Origin of the sequence: Paenibacillus sp. FSL L8-0158, from assembly GCF_038592965.1 — a bacterium.
GTDB classification, from domain to species: Bacteria; Bacillota; Bacilli; order Paenibacillales; family Paenibacillaceae; genus Paenibacillus; species Paenibacillus polymyxa_D.
Genome location: NZ_CP151949.1, coordinates 5,763,908 through 5,783,397 on the forward strand (window position 1 = coordinate 5,763,908; position 19,490 = coordinate 5,783,397).

Sequence of the window (19,490 nt, forward strand, 5' to 3'; positions counted from 1 at the left end):
GTCTTTGAGTTAATCTTAATGACATTGTGCATTTGCAGGTTTACTAAATGCTTGTCATTTCCTGTTGCTATTATTTTTCAGAATGCCCAACGAAGCGCTGAATATCTTCCCCAATCAAGACCAGCGCATCTCTCCAGAACTCTGGTGAACGCACATCGATACCCATTAACTGCCCGGCATCTGCAACCATGGTGGTGCTGCTGGCGGCCAGGAAGGCTTGAAATTGCTCGGCGAATCCGCCTTCACGTTTCTTATACTGCGCGAATAGCCCTTTAGAGAACAACAGCCCGAACGAATACGGGAAATTCAGAAACTCATTGCCTGTCATATAATAACCAGCCTTGCTAACCCACTGGTAGGAATGAATAGAATCCGGGTCAATACTGCTTCCATAGGCCGCAGACATGGCATCCTGCATCAGGCTGTTCAGTTCTTCCACCGTTAGCGAGCCCGATTTCCTATGCTCATAAAGCTGGCTTTCAAACAGATAACGGGCATAGAAATCAACGATATAATAACCGGCATCCGAGAGGCTCCGCTCCAGGATCGGCAAGACTTCTCCTTCCGATGCACTCAGCAGTAACTCTTGATTAATCAGACCCTCACAAAAGATCGATGCCGTCTCGGCAATCGGAATCGGATAATCTATATTGACCATAGTCTTTCCGGCAAGACAGCTGCTATGGTAGGCATGACCAATCTCATGCGCCAGTACACCAACATCCATATAGCTCCCGGTGAAGCTGGTTATAATCCGGCTCTCTTGGATTGGTGCGATATCAATGCACATGCCAAAGTTCCCTTTTCCTGTCCGTGACTCCGCATCGATCCATCTGGAGATGAACACCTTGCGGGCGAACGCACCCAGTTCTGTACTGAACGAGTTAAACCCGGCAACAATAAGCTCTTGTGCCTCCGGGTAGCTAATTTTGACGGAAGAATCCTCGCCAACCGGAGCAAAGATATCATGGAAAGGGAGCGGTCCTGCGTGGCCCAGAAGCTTTGCTTTGTGAAGATAATACTGATGAAAGGCAGGCAGGCTCTCCTTAATCGCTTGCAGCATTGCTTCCAGCGTCTCCTGATCCATACGTGAGGTCTCCAGTACTTTATGCAGCGGCGATTTGTACCCTCTTAGCTCATAGATTCCTATCGCCTCTCCACACACCGCATTAAGACAAGCTGCACTCTGTTCGGCAACACTACGGCAAGCCTTGGCTTCCGCTTCATATGCCGCCTGCCTAACCTGGGAATCATGGTCGTACACCAGATTGCGCAGCTCCGTCAAAAACAGCTGATGCGCTGCCCCTTTCATCTCCACCTCTACACGCAAGGTAGACTGTATCTTCATGTACAGCCTCTCCCACGCTTTGGCGCCGGTAAGCTGCATCCGGGCAATGACTGCCTCAGCTTCTTCACTGAGCAAATACCTTGACTGCTGCTGCAGCTGACGCAAATAAAAAGCATGCCGACCCACATACTCACCCGAACCAATAATAGTATCAAGCTCTTCCCTACTCATGCTTGCCAGCCATTTGCTGAAACTTGCTAGAGCTTCTTCGGAACCCGCGGCCATTTCTTCCAATACATCCATCTGATTTGCAGCTTCTGTATTCCCGTTGTCAATGCTGAATCCCAGTTCTGCATAGCTGAATAAGCACAGATACACGCTCCTGAATGCATTATATTGCCTAAGAAAATCTTCCGTTAGAATCTCAGCCTTCTCTTGAGTGTGTAAATGAAGCTTTGCCCTCGTACCAAGTTCATCTGCAAGCTCTACTGCATGTTTATAATCCTTTTGATATTTCTCCGACTGGAATGAGGAATACAGACTTTCCAAGTCCCATGTTAAGTTCATCGCCGTTAATCTCCTTATCGTAAACACAAGCGATGCTATACGTATCCCGGCAACCGGCCATATCGAACGTATAGCAGGCTGCGTTATATTTTATTGGGATAATTCGAGTATTGTATTCTGCGGCTAAGACTTACATGTTTCCACCTCTTCCGGTACTATGTTAAGCAAAGTTAATGTCAAGTATAACACGCCCACTTATTCCCTAATATGTGATAAGTCGCTGACCAATCTTCTTCTTCACTCACACCAAAAAGCCCCGCATCGGCAGGACTCGTCTCATTTTATCTTATTCATACCCTGCATATTGGTATCTACCTGTTTTCAGGCGAATGTACTCGCTGTATCTCAAGGTCATCCCTCCATATGTATCATTGATAAAGTCTAAATAGAGTAGAGTAAATTTCGCCCTACTTGTGATACGGTTCACCGTATCTATTGATAGGGTAAACTAATAAAGGAGGGGGAGACCCCTCCTTATACCAACAAAGATTTAGTTTGTAAAAGAGCTTTGAATGAGTCAATTTTGCTTATACCAGCTATAAGTTTTTGGTAGTCTTTGTAGCTTTCCTTTTTAATCCGTACCAATTGATGAAAAGAATTATCAGGTTGTAGAGACATTGAATATAATAAATCATCTAATATTAGCTTAAGATAAAAAGAAAGTCTCTCATAAATTTCTTCAAAAAAGATTTTATCGACATACGCTTGGTGCGTTAAAATATTTCTTAATCTATATGCACGTGATAGATCACAATCGATTTGTCTTTCAAGGTGTTCTAAGTATTCGAAAAACCAGAGCTTCTTTCCCCTTAATTGCATGTACTTGTTCAGAAGCCCAATATATCTTTGGTTCAATGCGTCGCCTGAAAATAAGGAAAGTGTCTCCTCTTTGTACTCAGCTATAAATTGAAGTAAATAGTGAAGCTTTATTTCGTTGGTTTTTCTATCAATGGAATCCTTGCCTAGTTTCTCTCTAACAGCAGCTATCAAAGCCTCATTTCCAGTCTGATTTTGCTTAATTAGCTCTCTACAACGAAATACCAAGCTCTTCAAATAAAACTGCGTTAAATATGGTGTTGTATATTCAATAATGCTTTTTCTTTTATTCGTCGGGTCAGTAACAAAAAGATATTCCATCAGACTCCACATAGCTACTAAGCCTGTTTCCTTGGGTGAATCCTGAATAACCCGACACCACTGCAACAGCTGATCTAAGCCTTTATATTTACCGGTTAATTTAGAACTCATATTAATTTTAATGTACTTATCGTTTTTTGTTACCTGCAATCCGTGTTGGGATATTTCTATAACAGGCTCTGTGTAGATTTTTTTACTGTTGACGTCAAATACCAGAGCTTCAGTTAAATTTCCTGGGTTATAAAGCTTATGACGATTTTCAAGTGTAAACAGTCTTGTTGTGGAAATAAGCTCATCTCGTGCTATATTTATTGCCGCGACATCATCAGTTGCAAATAACTTCATGCGAGCAATATGCTTATCTTTTTTGAAGAATTCAATTATTGGAGCATCTTTGTGTACCTGAGGAGCATCGTGCTCCTCATCTATTTGTATTCTGGCTCTGTCAGGATCACTAAAGAAAGTTAGCGGTCCATTAGTACCAATAAGACCATCATATCCGTCCGGCAGTTTAAGTCTAATAAAGCATTCAAACTCTCTTCTATTCTTAACACCTAATTCTGATATCCGCTCTAATCTTTTTAAGAAGCTATTTTCATCATCATTTACTAATACACCATGACCCCACCTGTACAAATATTGTTTGTGATGACCTTCAAATAGAAGCTCACTCATCAGCAATTCTAAGTATTCATCAACGTGTTCAAAGGAAAGTTTAGATTTTGAAAGCTCTTTTGATAATAACTCTATATATAACCTTGGGATATCTGTATTTTCTAATTTATTTAACAATCCTCTAATCAATGTAAGTGAAAGTTCTAATTTTCGGTATTTTTCAACTGTGTTTCCTGTTTTAAGAAAAGATTCCTTATCAGATGAAAACATTTCCAACCTACTTGAGACTAGACTCCAGTCTTCTTTGAAGCTTGCAGATAACACTTTATTCTCTTTTAAGGTAATAACAACTTCTTGAAAAATCTCAAATACATTGTGTTCATATAATACTTCTGCTCTGTAGTGTTCAACGACTTGAATAGCTTCCTTCAAAACTGCCCGTACACACGGATAAGATAATTTTCTGTAGTGCAGAGGACTTTTTTCGAATAACTCTCCCCATCTTTGGATAAAATATAACTGATGAGGCAACAGAGCCGGGTTGTAACCTTTGATATCACTGCTTTTATACATACAATTCACCCCAAAATTCCAATTAAGAGTTGCATTTTTTATCTAACGTGCATATAATGAAGTATATAACTTAACTAGATCTGGGACTTGAGATATTCTGCGGTTTTCTTTTTGAGAAAGCAGAATGGATCTAGTCCCTTAATTTTTTTTATCTGTTAAATGCATTTTAACATTTTATTTCCTGACATGGTTATAAAATCACTCTATTATTTGTTGGTGTAGCCTCCATGAGTGGCTTGATTCAAGCTATGCTGCTCAAATCAAATGCATAACTTTTTATGAAATTGAGGTACTGTCATGAGGTTTAAAGTATTCGCTGTAGGTGATAAGCTGGAAAAGTTTTATCTTGAAGCCATTAAAGAATATGAGAAGCGTTTAAGCAGGTACTGCGATATAAAATTGATCCACATAAAAAAAGAGGAGCAGCTTCTAAGAAAGATTAATGAGAACTCTATTGTAATTGTCGTTACTACCACTGAGAATCCCATATCTTCGGAGGAACTTGCAAACAAGGTAGATAATTGGGCTTCGATTGGTACATCAAATGTTGCCGTTATTATAGGTGCAAGGAGCACTTCATACAGTGAGTCACTGACATTTAGCCAAATGGAGATGGACTTGGGATTAGAAACAACCATACTATTTGAACAAGTTTATCGAGCCTATCGGATAATTAATAATCATCCATACCATAAGTAAATATAAATTACTCAAAGAGCCACCTTAACATATAGCAGGTAGCTCTTGAATTGATGTTTGAATAGTGTTCGTTATCAGTAGTTATAGCTTCCATATGACTCTGCTGCAATAATTCCCTCTAAAGTAGTTCCTTCAGGAGCTAAACAATTCTTAACAGCTCCATTTACATCCTCACAATGCAAAGGATAGGCTTTACCATTTCGAAGTATCCAAACAGTGTACCCTATGTTATCTTCTTTTTGTATTTGGATATTCCAGCGTCCTTCTGTAATCAGTCGTATTCTTATGTCTGGACCATTCCCATGTTTTTTTAAATCAAGCAATTTCCTACCTGCATCTCCGACTATAAGATGATCACCTTTAGTATCAATTGCTACAATCGCATTATCAGCCCATACAATGAAATCAGGATTAAAATGATTAGTACCACCCATATCTAATAGAGGGATTTCAAAAAAACCTCTTGATGGATTCCTAAACCATATTCTTTTGGTAGCATCAATCGCAGTTGCAAACTTCTTCTCTAACTTGTTCAATCCACTGTAGCCTTCGTGTACTGCATTCTTGAATTTCATTATTTCAGAAGGTTGTACTGCGGCTTCCGGCACTTTATAAATACTCAAGTCACTGTGTATAACTACAGAATGATCAATATAGGCTTTAGCTACCTTTCTAGCAGCTTCTCTGATATGATCAGCCGCTCGGCTACTATATTCAATTAAAGCATCGAATTTAGGGTTTTCTATATCACAAAGATTTACTGCTTTATGCTGATATTTGTAAATTTCCCGAACAAAGACCCATCTGGCTGTAACCCTGTTACTATGTTCAATTTCAACCCATTCTTCTCTTTGTCCATTATTAGTGCCGATTGTTTGCAGAATTTGAATTCTCCCGCCCTTACCTACAGTGTTAACATGATCATCTGTATAATCATGAATCTGTTCAATAATTTGCTTAATCGGTACTTGGGCATTTGCTGAATAAATAGAAACCTCAGGAACAAACCTTTCCTTTCTAGGAAGAAGCGTTGGCTTCTTGTCAGACTTTGAACCACCTTTATAAACTGTTAAATTAATCTCTGGTGATTCAGCAATTAGTTTAGACTCCACTTCTATGAGGACTTGTTCAAACACACTCTTTTCATCGGTTCGAATATAAAAATGTGCTGTGTTCAATTCAGGATTAGGGTAGTGTTCTCTACCAGGTTGTCTTAAAACACGACCAATAATTTGCGTTACTTGATCTTTTGAGCCCATATCCTTGTCAATATACGCAAAATATACTTCTGGATCGTCCCATCCTTCTTGTAAGGAAAGATTAAATATAACGTGCTTATAGTTCCCTGAAATAAAATTGTCATAGTCCGCATCGCCTCCCGAAAAAAGATTAAAGTTTTTGGGGGCTGGTTGCTTAGAACTAAACTTTAAATCACAATATACAGCTATGTCTGATGGATCTATCCCCTTATACTCAACCAGATACCTCCAGATCAAGATAGGTCGAGCACTTCGCTCGCTAAAAGGTTTATCTTCACTGTCCTTACTCAACCCAGAGACAACATTTGTATTGCTGACATATATAGATTTGGGAGTAAATGAAAGACCTAGCTCAATAGCAGAGGTCTTAACTTTGTCCATTTGCTCCAACATATCATCAATAGCTATTTCCATAGGAGTAACGTAGCCACCTAATAATATGTTCTGCTTGACCAGATGAGAATTAACAACTTCTGAGCTTTTTACGGATGTCACAAAATCGCTCTCGTTCCACCCTTTATCCTGTTGTAGTCGATCAATTGTTCTCTTCAGAGCTTCAGGAATTCGCAATGTAGCACTCGCGGCAATAAGAGCGTCCGGTTCAAGTTCCAACAATAGCTCTGTCTGCTGGTTGGATAAATTATGTCCTTCATCATAAATAATAACAAAGGGCCTTCTTCTTCCCTCACTGTCTCTTCTTTGCTTTAAAAGATCCCATAGAGACTTATCTGCACTATCAAGCTCAACTTGATAAATTTTACGATCTCCCTTTTCTTTGTCTTTCTGATTAAATTTCCCTATTGTTGCTACTAACACAAGCCCTCTGTCAGTTCTTTCAATATCCCAAGGCTTACAATCTAATAATGGCTTTATTTCAAAACCATCAAGTAAGTTTGCATACTTGCCAGACATTAAATTGTAATAGGTTTGCCAAACTACCACCCGTCCTTTAGATAACCATAATACAATAGGCTCAATTGGGAGGGTTGAACGAACCTGAGCAATGGAATCAGCCAGAATTAACGTTTTACCGCTTCCCGTAATTGAGGATAAGTTTTGATAAAAAGGAACATTCTTTGTCCTAGTAATAGTAAGCGGGTCTTCTATATATTTTACAAACCTCTCAGTAATCGTTGTAGAGGCTTTAATTTGAAAAGGTAACAGCTCCAACGTCATTCACTTCCTTCATCATCGTTAAACCGATCACTATCTTCATTTAAACCAAGATGAGCAAGTATTTTGTCAGGTATCTTATAAAAGTTAACGCTCTTGGCTTGGTATACTTCATATCGTGCATAAACATGATACGGTGGTTTTAAACCAGCTTTCTTTGATTCTTGAATAATTTTACTGTACGTATCGATATCCAATTGTCCTACTGAATCAGCACCGTCCCATACAATAAAGTACCCCTCATTCGAATCGTTTTTCCCTACCAGAAAATCAAATCCCGGCTTATCAATTCTTTGTAAGTATAGACTTGTCCTTTTCTCAGTCTCCCAATGAGAGGTAATAACCACGTCAATTAGTTCATCTTTCTTCATTGAAAGAACTGTGTTAGCGTCTATTTGCTTTGTAAGCAACTGGAATTGAAAACCTGCATTTATCGGGTCAGCCGCTTTTACTAATCTCCCGGTTTCATCAGGTCGTTCTCCAGTGATAACTCGTTTTAACCTTAATTGAGTTAGACTGCGAGCATATTTATCTCCTCTATCCGGACTACCTTGCTCTATAAGAATAAAACGTCTGTCGGCTTCAGTTTCCTTATTAAGCTCAAGTATTGCATGTCCTGTTGTTCCTGATCCTGCATACGGATCAAGCACAAGTCCATTAGATGGACACCATAATTGAATAATCTTCTTAATCAATTTAAGTGGTTTGACTGTTTGAAAGTTGTGTCCTTTTCCTACAATAGCATTAAGCTCATTTATACCGGATTGACTATGTCCCGATTCTTCGTGATCCCATGACTGAGCCCCAATTACATCAGGCTCACTGTAATCATCATCTGCCCAATAAGTCATAGGTACTTTTCCTTGTTTAACTTTGTTCAAATGTCTTTTTATATAAGGTCTCCCTAGTCCATCTCCTGAAAAATAGAGTGTTGGCCAAACTTGTGTATCTCTTACTTGTATAGCAGCCTCTCGAGACATTTTAATAACGTCATCATTGTAAATATCTTCATCTGCTATAACTGGATTACTATCAAGATTATTTTTCAGTGCCCCTCGAGGTATGGGAGCAGATTTTAATACAAGTGCCTTGGCCCGACCATCCTGAAGGTCTTTTTCAACATATTTACTGCCCCAAGCCTCGAGCCAACTTTTCATTGTTTTTTTAGGATTAGACCATGCTCTTGCACCTGGATAATGTAACGCTCCAGTAAATGGAGACTGTATGGCATATCTATCCTTTTCAGCCGGAGTAGCTACTGTAGGATCACCATTCGTTTTCCACGGACCATCAGGATCGTTATCAAGATTTTTATATTTTTGATCCATTGCTTCGTCGCGTGACAAAAGGCCAGTTTTAACCAGTGACTTGTCTCTAGCGTACACAAGAACATATTCTGTAGCACTGGATAGATGCTTACTATCATTTTTAGGGGAATAAGATTTTTGCCAGTTAATGATTCCTATCCTATTATGTTCCCCAAATACTTCATCCAGCATCATACCAAGATGGAATAATTCATTCTCGTCTATACAGATTGCCAATACTCCATTAGGTTTTAACATAACTTTCATCATATTAAGACGAGGTAACATAGCTTTCATCCATTTAGTATGCCGTGAGCCATCTTCCGATGAAACAAGAACACCTAAATCCGGATCGTTAGGGTCGGTATCCCATTTATCGTTATAGCGGAAATACTGCCCTGTGTTATACGGAGGATCGGTAACTATTAAATCTACTTGGCCTCGATATTTATACAACGTAACCATAGCTTGTAGGTTTTCGCCCTCAATCAGCAAGTTTTTGCTCTGTTCATGTTCCGGCCCTTCGCATAATGCTTTAATAACTCTAGTAACACGAGGGCGTACCTTTTTATCTATTTCTTTGGCTGTTCTCTTGCCGTAAAAGCTTAAGGCAACTCCACCACTCATCATACTTTTTACTAGCTTTAATAAATCCTCTTTATCCAAAAGATCGAGTTGGTCTAAATCGTCCACAGGCAATGATGTATACTGCTTATTAAGCATGTTAGTGAAACCTCCAATTTAACACTTGTAATGCAATAATTCAATAAAGAACTCTGTAACTGTATAGCCTTAAGTATCTCTCTTTTTCAGGCTATATGTCAAAGATTTATTCAATTTAAAGTGGAGAAGATCGTTCTTACTTTTGACTTCACGATTGAAGGGCTTCACACTGATACGGCAGAGTTAATGAAAAGAGTTAGCTCGTACAGTGAATTTGTTGTTACACCAGACCCAAATACGCTGAATTTTCTTAATAGCAGTCAGGAAATTTCCTATGGGGACTTGATGAAGTCCCTTTTTATTTTACCCTTAAAAGCGATACGGTTCGCCCCGATTAATCTTCACCGCCCGATAAATCTGTTCCACCAGCACCAATCGCATCAGCTGGTGAGGCAGGGTCATTCTTCCGAAGCTCAGCTTCTGCTGGGCGCGACGGAGGACTTCGTCAGAGAGACCATGGCTGCCGCCAATGACGAAGACAACATGGCTTGTACCGTAGGTGCCGAGCTTGTCCAATTCCTCTGCGAGTTCTTCCGAGCTCCACAGTTTGCCGTCGATGGCGAGCACAATCACGTGTGCTTCGCTTTTCACATGGGCAAGAATACGCTCTCCTTCCCGCTCCTTGACCTGTCGAACCTCCGCCTCACTCAGTGTATCGGGAGCCTTTTCATCGGCTACTTCTATCATTTGGAACTTGATGTATGGGCCCAGCCGTTTTGCGTATTCCTGAATGCCCATGACCAAATACTTCTCTTTTAACTTTCCCACACCTATAAGTTGAATAAACAAGTTCCATACCCCTATCTATGTCGAATGATAATGTAAAATCGTATTTACGATCCCTAACATGAAAAGATACCTTTAATATAGTTATTTTAGCATCTGAAACGTCTCTTACCTATCTATTTCCTCTCCGTTACAAGCCTATTCCCTGTTTAGATCATGGCAGATCATTCATTTACGCTCTTCACAATGGAATACTCTCAGTTCCGTATTCATCAAGACACTGTATTAGCATCTCTCGATATTCGCTGATTTGTTCCGTTGTCGCTGACTCCCGTAATGATTCGAACAATGCTGTACATTTCTTAAATTGACCATCATTACCCGACTGATCGGCTAGTTGCATCGCCTGCACAGTAAGTCCCACTGCATCCTGTAATCTATCGTACTTCCGATAGTACAAAGCCAAATAATAGCAGTAGCTATAATAGTAAGATATGTTCTCTGCGTCTTCATAACTCCCGAATTCATCAATCTGCTCTGCAAACGTATGTAAAATATCCCCTACATCCAAATGATACATAAGCGCTGCCTGTAATATGGTATTGAGCCCCGGTAATATTTCCTCTAGATTATCCTGCAAAAAGGCTACGTACTCCTCGACAAGCTCTATATTTCCAGACAAAATATCTACTGCATATAAATTAGTTTTGGCTAAAAACCTGAACTCCTCGACAACCTGAATGTCTTCTTCTTCTAAATCCTCCATCCATCCCAGCTCAGCATACTTATAAATGCACTCCCTTGCCTGCTCATATGCACCCTGGTTCTGGTGAGCCATTCCACACATCAGGTGACTGAATCCAAAATAATATACCAACGGACGTTCTAGATTCACATGCGGGATGGATAATTTCATCGCTTTATGATACTGCCGTTCTTCATAGATACGCTGTACACATTGGTACAAAATATCTGCCGTCTCCATCACCTTCTTCCAATTTTCAAAAGCCACAGCCATCTCTAACATTTCAACAATGATATCCGGTTTGAGTGATTTCAGGATAGAAGTTCTCAAGAGTAGCTCCTCCTTATATTTCCATTTAGAACCAATTGTATAGAAAGTGAAAAAGGAGGTCAATATAAAAAGTACTTAAAAGTACAATTTTATATGTATTTATTTTGTACATGATGGTCTGTAACGATATTCTCTCCTCTTCTAACCTTAAGTGGAGGTGATTACATGAGTTTACCAGAAAGTGTCGGAAACCGAATACGAGAACTAAGAAAAGCTAAAGGATGGACACAGGAACAACTGGCAGAAGCAGCAGGACTTCATTACAGTTATATTGGCGGAGTTGAACGTGGAGATCGAAATATTTCATTGGAGACGTTGGAAAAAATAATTTTAGCATTAAAAGTTCCAGCTTTTGAACTTTTTCAGTTCGATGAATCTACGGATCGAAAACAAATCATAAATGAACTTATGTTACTCATAAATTCAAGAGAAACAACTGAGCTCGAAATTCTTACTACTATAACTAAAAATATTGTTGGTTTAGTTGAGTTACAACAAAAAAGAAATGAATAATTGTCTTATACCTGACTTTTACACTTCATGTTCCATAAGCTTATTATGAGGTGGTTAATATGACAAAATTACGGAATTCGATTGGAGAAAGAATTAGAGCAATTCGGAAGGCTAAAGGATTAACACAGCAACAACTTGCGGAACTTTCAGGATTAGATGATGCATATATCGGATCACTAGAGCGTGGCGAAAGGAACTTTTCGATTGATACCTTGGAGAAAGTGTTAACGGCCTTAAACGTGTCTATCAGTGAATTAATGTTTTCCAAAGAACATATGACTACAGACGAAACGATTCGGCAAGAGGCGATAGATGAGTTTGTTGCGTTGACCAGCAGATTGAATGAGGAGCAAATCGGCATTCTCAGACGAGTTAATAAAGAAGTTTCGCGCGCGTTCGAGTAAGTCATTCCACTCTAAAAAATCCTTGAATAAAACCAAAAAAGAGCACCACACAGGTGCCCTTCTAACCTTCTATAACAATACTCAAGCATACAACATAAAAAAGCTCACATCATGTCCCAACTGCTTCAAGTAATTATAAATCTGCGAACGATGATGGAACACATGGGTCACGGTCTCAATCTGCCATTGAACCTGCAAATGTCCATGCTCCATATAGAAGGCCTTCGTCGAACGGTTCAGATAATCGTCTTCGCTAAGCGAAAGAATGTAAGCCTTATAAGCTTCAAAATTCTGCCTGAAAGTCGCAGCCAAGCGCTCGGGATCTTCCACCCCGGATAGGCTGGTTTCAATCTCTCCCACTTCACCCTCAGACTTCTCCTGCATGATCGCAAGATCCGAAGCTGGAATAAGCACAAAGTGATGTACTAACTCCAGCAGCGAGCGGAAATTGTCCTGCGGGCGAAAACTCCAATCCTCTGGACGTATTTTACGGATCAAGGCTTCCCCCGTCCGTACTCCGGTCTCCAGCTCATTTAGCAGATGATCGCGAACTTGCAGCGTTCCACTCATATTCACATCTCTCCTTTGCCATTCTTCTTCATATTTTAAGTATAGCCGAGGTCCCGGAACGTGTATTGTAAAAATCGGACAACTTCCGAAAGTCTTTAGCCGCAGTAAGCGGGGAAGCTCCATAAAATTTGCGAAAGTCATGGATCAGATGCGCCTGGTCGAAAAAACTGTGCTTCAATGCCAGCTCCGTCCAATCCAGACTCCCGCCGCTTTGGATACTGCGTAGAACGCTCTGGAAGCGGACGACTTCACTGAACTTCTTGGGGCTGATCCCAATCCATTGGCCAAACTTGCGGTTAAGCTGTCTTTCACTGATCGTCTCACGCTCCGCAAGCTCCTTAACCCCCACACTCCCACCGCTCACAAAGATGCGATGCAGCAAGTTTTTCATCAGGTCACAATCGTTCGTGCGTTGGCGCAGCAGAAGCTGGTTAAGATACTCATCCATTATGCGCACCCGTTCATTGAAATTCTGCGCTTCCATAATGCGCTCACCTATGACGGCGATGCTTTCGGGCCAGAGATCTTCCAAGTGATAATTACCGTCTGTAAACAAGTGAGTCGGCATCCCGTGAAAATAATGCGCACCGCCCGGAAAAAATCGCACCGCAAAAATACGTGTCTCGGACCCTACTTGTCTGGTAGACACGAACGGGTTCGTAAATGTCCCGCAGTACGAGAGTTCCTGACGCTTACTCACCGAGTCGTATTCTAATAGAATATCCGTACAACCATCAGGTAATACCCGATCCACTGCCTCTTCTTCCTCCATCCAACTCAATGAAGCTGCGTCTTTATCCGATACTGCCACATTCTCTTCAGAAACTTCTCTAGTAGCCGGACCGGACTCCCAATAACAGGCTACGTAAGCTCTCAGCGCAGCAGACGGCTTTTGTTCGATATAATACGTGGAGAGATCACTTCCATTGACTTGAAGCGGACGAAACAGTGAATGCAGCAAAGGGTCCATCCATCGTTCACTCCTGTCTCAGTAGTGATGGGAATAAATATAGCTCTATGTATGTAATAAATCCTGGTATACAAAAAGGACGTTTCTGCCCGAAACGCCCGTGCTTGTTTTTTTAGACGACCAAAAACTCGGCTTTCTTCTCACATTCCTTGCACTTCACTGGAGGGTCCCAATCCGAAAATTTCGTTTCCTTGAGATCGACGACATCCGGTGCATCCTCGTATTCATCGACGAACATATCAATTGCCAGTTCCACATGCTCTTTACATACCACGTACATTCCAGTTGCATCCCTTTCCGTTTGAAGCTCTTCCTGTTGTAAGTGTGTCAAAACTGCCTTCTTTTGTTCTACCACACTTGACGCGGAAAGGAAAGGGCTTGCCCACTATCCCTGACGTTTGGTCTTAAAAATGAGGAAATTACTGACGTTCAGGTCTTCACGGAAATGGGGATATTTCTCCAGCATGTCAGCAGACGGCTTCGGTTCGACCATCCCATCCAACAACAAGCCCGCCTCAACAATGGTCTGTACATAGCTGCCCAGCGTACGGTGAAAATACAAAAGCTTTTCCTCCTGATCATAAGGAATCGCTTGCTCCAATGGGCCTTCATTGAAATATTGATCCACTTTCCAATACAGCTTTTTCCCTGTCTCATCCTTCACCCATCCACTCTGAGGCGTCAGAAAGCACGGATGCAGAATAGAAAAAATAAAGCGGCCTCCTGGAACTAATAACCGCCGCATTTCGGCAATCGCCTGCTCATAATGAGCCAAGTCCTGTATGACCATATTGGACACGATCAGATCAAAGCTCTGGTCCCCGAACATCTCCAGCTTCTCCAGATTGCCATGGTGATATGTAATTGCCAACGTTGACGGCGTTCGCTCTTTGGCTAGCCTCAGCATCTCTGTCGAGTAATCGACAGCCTCTACCAAAGCACCCGCCTTGGCCATTTTCCGGCTTAGATAACCTTCGCCACAGCCGGCATCCAGCACTTTTTTGCCCTCGAGGGGTCCCATACAGGCTTGCAATGCCGGGTTCAGCAGTACTTCGCGAGATCGATCTCCTTCCTCCGTGTACTTGGCCGTAAAGTTTTCTGCATGTATATCCCAGCGTCGAATGGCCTCTTCCGTGTTCCACTTATTCATATTCATCTCCTTCTTTCTTTTGTATTTGGATTTTGTAGGGCCATAGATTCTACACTCATTTCTTTATTTTTTCAATAATAACGCTTACAAATTTAAAATATCTAATAAACACATGATTTTTACATGAATTATACAGGTATTCCATATTCAAATAGTATGGTAGTGTTTATTAGAAAGCGCTTTCAAAAATAACTTTGTAAAGGGGCCTGTTATGTTAAAACGAAGACCCGTTTCATTGCTGTCGTTGACGCTTGCCATCACCCTATTATTATCTACGCTCACATCTGTTGCCGTTGCTGCCGAATCTGACGGACAAGCACCACAAGCTGCGGCTGCAAGCAGCATGCAATCGTATGTAGAAGCCATGCAGCCTGGATGGAATTTAGGAAATTCTCTGGATGCTGTCGGGGCGGATGAAACAGCCTGGGGCAATCCGCGCATTACCCAGGCGTTGATCCAGCAAATTGCTGCCCAAGGGTACAAAAGCATACGCATCCCGGTCACCTGGGATAAGCACATTGGAGCAGCACCAAACTATACCGTTGAGTCTGCCTACATGAATCGTGTAGAAGAGGTTGTTCGCTGGGCACTGGACGCCAATCTGTACGTCATGATTAATGTCCATCATGATTCATGGACGTGGGTAAGCAGTATGGAGCCCAAACATGATGAGGTGCTGGCACGCTATAACGCATTATGGACACAAATTGCCCAACGCTTTAAAGATCAGCCTAACAAGCTGATGTTCGAAAGCATTAACGAACCCCGTTTCTCCGAAGGAGGGACTACGGATGAAACGAAAATGAATCAGATGCTCCAAGAACTGAACGTATCCTTCCACAAAATTGTCCGCGCCTCTGGCGGTAAAAATGCCACTCGTCCCCTTGTTCTGCCTGGCTTGGACACCGCACCTGCTCAGGCCAAAATCAACGAGCTGTACAATACGATAACCAAGCTGAATGATCCCAATCTGATTGCCACCGTCCACTATTATGGTTATTGGCCTTTCAGTGTAAATATTGCGGGCCATACTACTTTTGATAAAGATACTAAAAACGATATCATCCAAACCTTTGATAACGTCTATAACACCTTTGTAGCCAAAGGTATTCCGGTTATTGTAGGTGAATTCGGCCTACTTGGCTTCGATAAAAATACAGGCGTTATTGAACAAGGCGAAAAGCTGAAATTCTTTGAGTATTTAACCTATTACATGAAAGAGAAGAAAATAACAGGCATACTCTGGGATAACGGCCAGCATTTTAACCGCACAACGTACAAATGGTCTGATCCCGAACTCTTTAATGTTATTAAAGCCAGCCTAAAAGGGCGTTCCTCCAATGCAGACCGTGACCTCATTCACTTGAAGAAAGGCACCTCTGCTCAGGACACCAAGGTCACCTTAAACCTGAACGGCAATCAGCTGAAAACACTCAGTGTGGGCAGCAAGCAACTAAAACAAGGCACCGACTACACGCTGAACGGAGACACATTAACCTTCAAAGCCAGCTTGCTCACCAGCCTGACCACTTCCGGTAAATATGGGGAGAATGCGGTAATTACCGCCAAATTTAATAAGGGAGCAGACTGGAATTTCAAAGTAGTGGTGTATGATACACCAAAATTAAGTGCTGTCGAAGGGACTACGCAAGCCTTTACCATCCCAACCAACTTCTATGGCAGCCAGCTTGCCACGATGGAAGCTGTTTATACGAATGGTGGCAATGCGGGGCCACAGGATTGGACACCTTATAAAGAATTTGGCAATACCTTTTCCCCTGCCTATGATGCTAATGGCATCAAGCTGTTGCCTGAATTTTTTAATAGTGTAAAAGATGGCGAAGTCACGCTGAAGTTCCATTTTTGGAGCGGCGATGTGGTGACATACAAAATCACCAAGAGCGGAACCCGTGTAACGGGAACGACATCTTAATCTAAGGCGCAGCAGAAGATCGAAAAAGGCGTTCCCGGAACTAAGCCGGTGAACGCCTTTTTATAGTTAAGCCTATAAGTTACCTTAGCCTTCCGGCTTATCTGTTAATTTTAACATCACCGATTCTTCTTTGCCTGCCCGGTAATAAGTAACTTTCAGCTCATCGCCAATCTTCTTGGTATCGTACAAGTAGCGACGTAAATCAAGCGTTGAGTTAATCGGTTCGCTATCAAACGCTGTAATGACATCGTTCAGCTTCAAGCCAGCCTCCTTGGCAGGGCCGTGGGCTTCCAGAACGACTGCCCCATTCTTCACGCTGTCCGGCAACTTGAGCTCCTTGCGCTGAGTTTCATCCAGCGGTGCATATTCATTATTGAGATCGACCGTGTATACCCCCAGATAAGGGCGGGTGATTTTGCCGTCCTCAACCAGTTCATTCACCGTCTTCATCACCTCATTGGCGGGAATGGCGAAGCCAAGTCCCTCAACACCTGTATCAGCGATTTTCATCGTATTGATGCCAATCACACGTCCGTCCAGATCGACCAGCGCGCCGCCACTGTTTCCCTCATTAATCGCCGCATCGGTCTGGATGACATGTTGCTCCCAGTCATATACGCCATCCTGATTAATGGAAATCGGAATGATGCGATTCGTATAGCTCACAATACCGGAGGTAAGCGTGTCTCCCAAGCCGAGCGGGTTGCCAATAGCAATGACCGTCTCACCCAGACGAAGTTTGCTGGAATCGCCGATATCCGCTACCGTGCTAATGCCTTTATCGTCCACCGCGAGTACAGCGATATCACTAATGCGATCCTTTCCGATCAGCTTTGCCTCTTTTCTGACACCGTCTACCGTTACAATATCCAGATCATCTGATCCTTCGATCACATGGTTATTCGTCATAATGAAGGCTTTGCCCGAACTCACTCGGAAAATGACACCCGATCCAAGCGCGGATTGTTCCGTGCTTTTACCATCTTCCTCTTTCAGATTCACGATGCTAACGACGGCTGGCCGCACCTTGGCTGCCGCCTGCACAATCCGATCGTACGGATCACCGGCTGCTTGCCGCAAGGGATAGTGACTGGCACCGCTTACCGCCGTAGTGGAGGGCAGACCTGTAATAAAGCTGAACAACAGCACAGCAACCACTGCACTGACTGCACCGCTAATGACAGCAGCTTGCACCGGACTTACTCCACGTTTCCTGTGTGGCCAACGCCCCCGTCCTCCACGGCGCGCCTTAAATGCCATTTTTTTAGCCGCACGTGTGGATACCTTTGTTGAATAAAAATCGTCCTCAAACAAGCCCATGCTAATCCTCTCCCCTTCGTTGTCATGCACCGACACTCACTAAAAAATTAGGGCTATTCGGGCTTGCGCCAACCTATGCTACAGAGAACCTGCTCCGTTGAACATCTCAAATGGATTGAATATCCCTTATCATCGGAATCCAGCAACCAATCGTTTCGGCCTACTTATTAATCACCACAAATGATGCCTTCCTAAGCAACCGAATCTCATAAATTAGCATACACGCCGAATCTGACTCCGAATAGAGGAAAAAAGAGGAATGATTTCCAAACCAATGGACTACAATAGTAACAAGTCTTCTATTCTATTACAAAATGATCGTCTCATAGAGACGTTCTGGCCTGTTCCCGTCCGCTTAAAGCTGCCTATACTTCGATGAGAGCCTTCCTTCAGAAAGCTTTCCGTTGTTAGCTTTATTGTATCACAGCACCCAGCAAAACCACAGGCAGAACCAAGCTCATTGCACGCCATTTCTAAAATATTTTTACAGGAGGAATATATGATGAATTCACATCGTTCGGCTATGGATGAAGTTCGCATGGCTGCCAAGCTTGCGGATTTGAAAGACGAGCATTACCGCAATACACTGGCGCTAAGTACATTGATTGAACTACTGGTGGACAAAGGCGTAGTGACCCGTGAAGAGGTAGAACGCAAAGCCGCCGAGCTGGACAGCTTTATGGCTCACTTACCTTATCCCAAGGTGTAGGACGATCATAGTACGTATCGCACAATCGAAACTCACTGTCCTTGTAAAAACAGCCGCGGTCTTCCATCGCCCCACGTACAGTCAACTTCGCAAGTTCCATCATATTGTGGTCGCGGCTCAAATGTGCCAAATACGTTCGCTTCGTACGGCCTGTCAGCAGCTCGCTAAGAATCGCACCCGCCATCTCATTGGATAAATGACCGATATCACTGAGAATACGACGCTTGATGTTCCACGGATAACGACCCATACGCAGCATTTCTACATCATGATTAGACTCCAGCACCAATACATCCGCGTCTGATATCGCCTCTTTCACTTTGTCGCTGACATAGCCGAGATCGGTCGCTACACTGAGCTTCTCTGCCCCATCATAAAAACTATACCCTACAGGCTCAGCCGCATCATGGGATATGCCAAAAGACTCCACGCGTAATGACTCAAATTCCCGCGTTGCGCCTGTCTCCAATATTCTGCGGTTATCATCTGCTATTTGTCCAACAGCATTGCTGATGGCAAACCATGTCTTCTCGTTAGCATATATAGGTAAATTATATTTACGAGCCATGGCGCCTAGTCCTTTAACATGATCGGAATGCTCATGCGTGACCAAAATACCATCCAACTCTTCTCCGCTCAGATCGCGTTCTTTCAGCAATTCGTCAATACGCTTCGCACTGAGACCTGCATCGATGAGCAATGTCGTGTCTTCGTTCCGCACAACGGTAGCGTTGCCGGTCGAACCGCTCGACAGCACGGTAAATGAAATCCCCATATCT

Annotated in this window: 17 protein-coding genes; 5 read left to right on the forward strand and 12 right to left on the reverse strand. The window is 42.4% G+C overall.

Annotated elements, in window-relative coordinates:
• Window positions 1-70 precede the first annotated feature (70 nt).
• Together NSQ68_RS25575 and NSQ68_RS25580 are read right to left on the reverse strand one after the other, a co-directional pair.
• A complete protein-coding gene (locus tag NSQ68_RS25575; protein WP_342427586.1) occupies window positions 71-1,855 on the reverse strand; it encodes a M3 family oligoendopeptidase in 1,785 nt (594 codons plus the stop codon).
• 474 nt (window positions 1,856-2,329) lie between these two features.
• A complete protein-coding gene (locus NSQ68_RS25580; RefSeq protein ID WP_342427587.1) occupies window positions 2,330-4,180 on the reverse strand; it encodes a hypothetical protein in 1,851 nt (616 codons plus the stop codon).
• Window positions 4,181-4,477: 297 nt separating this feature from the next.
• On the opposite strand from NSQ68_RS25580, the gene NSQ68_RS25585 reads away from it, so the two are divergent.
• Window positions 4,478-4,879 carry a 23S rRNA (pseudouridine(1915)-N(3))-methyltransferase RlmH gene (locus NSQ68_RS25585; protein ID WP_342427588.1) on the forward strand — a complete coding sequence of 134 codons (402 nt, stop codon included), beginning with the start codon at window positions 4,478-4,480 and terminating at the stop codon, window positions 4,877-4,879.
• Window positions 4,880-4,953: 74 nt separating this feature from the next.
• Here the strand turns inward: NSQ68_RS25585 and NSQ68_RS25590 are convergent, their stop codons facing one another.
• The 4 genes from NSQ68_RS25590 to NSQ68_RS25605 all read right to left on the reverse strand — a co-directional run bounded on the left by NSQ68_RS25590 (window position 4,954) and on the right by NSQ68_RS25605 (window position 11,142).
• Entirely contained in the window at window positions 4,954-7,308 is a 2,355-nt protein-coding gene (locus NSQ68_RS25590) for a DEAD/DEAH box helicase family protein (protein ID WP_342427589.1), read from the reverse strand.
• Window positions 7,309-7,310: 2 nt separating this feature from the next.
• Window positions 7,311-9,341 carry a site-specific DNA-methyltransferase gene (locus NSQ68_RS25595; RefSeq protein ID WP_342427590.1) on the reverse strand — a complete coding sequence of 677 codons (2,031 nt, stop codon included), beginning with the start codon at window positions 9,339-9,341 and terminating at the stop codon, window positions 7,311-7,313.
• A gap of 309 nt (window positions 9,342-9,650) precedes the next feature.
• Window positions 9,651-10,130 carry a 23S rRNA (pseudouridine(1915)-N(3))-methyltransferase RlmH gene (rlmH, locus tag NSQ68_RS25600; RefSeq protein ID WP_149096182.1) on the reverse strand — a complete coding sequence of 160 codons (480 nt, stop codon included), beginning with the start codon at window positions 10,128-10,130 and terminating at the stop codon, window positions 9,651-9,653.
• A gap of 178 nt (window positions 10,131-10,308) precedes the next feature.
• Entirely contained in the window at window positions 10,309-11,142 is an 834-nt protein-coding gene (locus NSQ68_RS25605; protein WP_342427591.1) for a DNA-binding protein, read from the reverse strand.
• 165 nt (window positions 11,143-11,307) lie between these two features.
• Here NSQ68_RS25605 and NSQ68_RS25610 point away from each other — a divergent pair, with 165 nt between their 5' ends.
• Together NSQ68_RS25610 and NSQ68_RS25615 are read left to right on the forward strand one after the other, a co-directional pair.
• Window positions 11,308-11,655 carry a helix-turn-helix transcriptional regulator gene (locus tag NSQ68_RS25610; RefSeq protein ID WP_341162659.1) on the forward strand — a complete coding sequence of 116 codons (348 nt, stop codon included), beginning with the start codon at window positions 11,308-11,310 and terminating at the stop codon, window positions 11,653-11,655.
• A 59-nt stretch (window positions 11,656-11,714) separates the two neighbouring features.
• The gene (locus NSQ68_RS25615) at window positions 11,715-12,059 is read left to right on the forward strand and encodes a helix-turn-helix transcriptional regulator (RefSeq protein WP_342427592.1); all 345 of its coding nucleotides are present in this window, start codon (window positions 11,715-11,717) and stop codon (window positions 12,057-12,059) included.
• Window positions 12,060-12,140: 81 nt separating this feature from the next.
• Here the strand turns inward: NSQ68_RS25615 and NSQ68_RS25620 are convergent, their stop codons facing one another.
• From NSQ68_RS25620 to NSQ68_RS25635, 4 genes are all read right to left on the reverse strand, one after another.
• A complete protein-coding gene (locus NSQ68_RS25620) occupies window positions 12,141-12,629 on the reverse strand; it encodes a DinB family protein (protein WP_342427593.1) in 489 nt (162 codons plus the stop codon).
• A gap of 28 nt (window positions 12,630-12,657) precedes the next feature.
• A complete protein-coding gene (locus tag NSQ68_RS25625) occupies window positions 12,658-13,599 on the reverse strand; it encodes a helix-turn-helix domain-containing protein (protein WP_342427594.1) in 942 nt (313 codons plus the stop codon).
• A gap of 112 nt (window positions 13,600-13,711) precedes the next feature.
• A complete protein-coding gene (locus NSQ68_RS25630; protein ID WP_013373879.1) occupies window positions 13,712-13,879 on the reverse strand; it encodes a CxxH/CxxC protein in 168 nt (55 codons plus the stop codon).
• A 105-nt stretch (window positions 13,880-13,984) separates the two neighbouring features.
• The gene (locus NSQ68_RS25635) at window positions 13,985-14,749 is read right to left on the reverse strand and encodes a class I SAM-dependent methyltransferase (protein WP_342427595.1); all 765 of its coding nucleotides are present in this window, start codon (window positions 14,747-14,749) and stop codon (window positions 13,985-13,987) included.
• A 211-nt stretch (window positions 14,750-14,960) separates the two neighbouring features.
• On the opposite strand from NSQ68_RS25635, the gene NSQ68_RS25640 reads away from it, so the two are divergent.
• Complete coding sequence (locus tag NSQ68_RS25640; RefSeq protein WP_342427596.1) at window positions 14,961-16,682, forward strand: cellulase family glycosylhydrolase; 1,722 nt, start codon at window positions 14,961-14,963, stop codon at window positions 16,680-16,682.
• 84 nt (window positions 16,683-16,766) lie between these two features.
• Here NSQ68_RS25640 and NSQ68_RS25645 read toward each other — a convergent pair whose 3' ends face one another.
• The gene (locus NSQ68_RS25645; RefSeq protein WP_342427597.1) at window positions 16,767-18,002 is read right to left on the reverse strand and encodes a trypsin-like peptidase domain-containing protein; all 1,236 of its coding nucleotides are present in this window, start codon (window positions 18,000-18,002) and stop codon (window positions 16,767-16,769) included.
• A 502-nt stretch (window positions 18,003-18,504) separates the two neighbouring features.
• Between NSQ68_RS25645 and NSQ68_RS25650 the strand changes: the two genes are divergently transcribed.
• On the forward strand, window positions 18,505-18,711 hold the full coding sequence (locus NSQ68_RS25650; protein ID WP_025723164.1) for a hypothetical protein: 207 nt from the start codon (window positions 18,505-18,507) through the stop codon (window positions 18,709-18,711).
• On the opposite strand, the gene NSQ68_RS25655 is transcribed toward NSQ68_RS25650, so the two are convergent.
• Complete coding sequence (locus NSQ68_RS25655; RefSeq protein ID WP_307350604.1) at window positions 18,680-19,486, reverse strand: MBL fold metallo-hydrolase; 807 nt, start codon at window positions 19,484-19,486, stop codon at window positions 18,680-18,682. The two genes, NSQ68_RS25650 and NSQ68_RS25655, sit on opposite strands and share 32 nt — an antisense overlap.
• Between the last annotated feature and the right edge of the window lie 4 nt (window positions 19,487-19,490).

What these genes read in the sequence shown, in the direction of transcription:
- NSQ68_RS25615 (WP_342427592.1), top strand. Translation starts at nt 11,715, where the DNA reads ATGACAAAATTACGGAATTCGATTGGAGAAAGAATTAGAGCAATTCGG.
- NSQ68_RS25650 (WP_025723164.1), top strand. Translation starts at nt 18,505, where the DNA reads ATGAATTCACATCGTTCGGCTATGGATGAAGTTCGCATGGCTGCCAAG.
- NSQ68_RS25620 (WP_342427593.1), bottom strand. Translation starts at nt 12,629, where the DNA reads ATGAGTGGAACGCTGCAAGTTCGCGATCATCTGCTAAATGAGCTGGAG.
- NSQ68_RS25655 (WP_307350604.1), bottom strand. Translation starts at nt 19,486, where the DNA reads ATGGGGATTTCATTTACCGTGCTGTCGAGCGGTTCGACCGGCAACGCT.
- NSQ68_RS25635 (WP_342427595.1), bottom strand. Translation starts at nt 14,749, where the DNA reads ATGAATAAGTGGAACACGGAAGAGGCCATTCGACGCTGGGATATACAT.
- NSQ68_RS25575 (WP_342427586.1), bottom strand. Translation starts at nt 1,855, where the DNA reads ATGAACTTAACATGGGACTTGGAAAGTCTGTATTCCTCATTCCAGTCG.
- NSQ68_RS25580 (WP_342427587.1), bottom strand. Translation starts at nt 4,180, where the DNA reads ATGTATAAAAGCAGTGATATCAAAGGTTACAACCCGGCTCTGTTGCCT.
- NSQ68_RS25630 (WP_013373879.1), bottom strand. Translation starts at nt 13,879, where the DNA reads ATGTACGTGGTATGTAAAGAGCATGTGGAACTGGCAATTGATATGTTC.
- NSQ68_RS25595 (WP_342427590.1), bottom strand. Translation starts at nt 9,341, where the DNA reads ATGCTTAATAAGCAGTATACATCATTGCCTGTGGACGATTTAGACCAA.
- NSQ68_RS25645 (WP_342427597.1), bottom strand. Translation starts at nt 18,002, where the DNA reads ATGGGCTTGTTTGAGGACGATTTTTATTCAACAAAGGTATCCACACGT.
- NSQ68_RS25625 (WP_342427594.1), bottom strand. Translation starts at nt 13,599, where the DNA reads ATGGACCCTTTGCTGCATTCACTGTTTCGTCCGCTTCAAGTCAATGGA.
- NSQ68_RS25610 (WP_341162659.1), top strand. Translation starts at nt 11,308, where the DNA reads ATGAGTTTACCAGAAAGTGTCGGAAACCGAATACGAGAACTAAGAAAA.
- NSQ68_RS25585 (WP_342427588.1), top strand. Translation starts at nt 4,478, where the DNA reads ATGAGGTTTAAAGTATTCGCTGTAGGTGATAAGCTGGAAAAGTTTTAT.
- NSQ68_RS25640 (WP_342427596.1), top strand. Translation starts at nt 14,961, where the DNA reads ATGTTAAAACGAAGACCCGTTTCATTGCTGTCGTTGACGCTTGCCATC.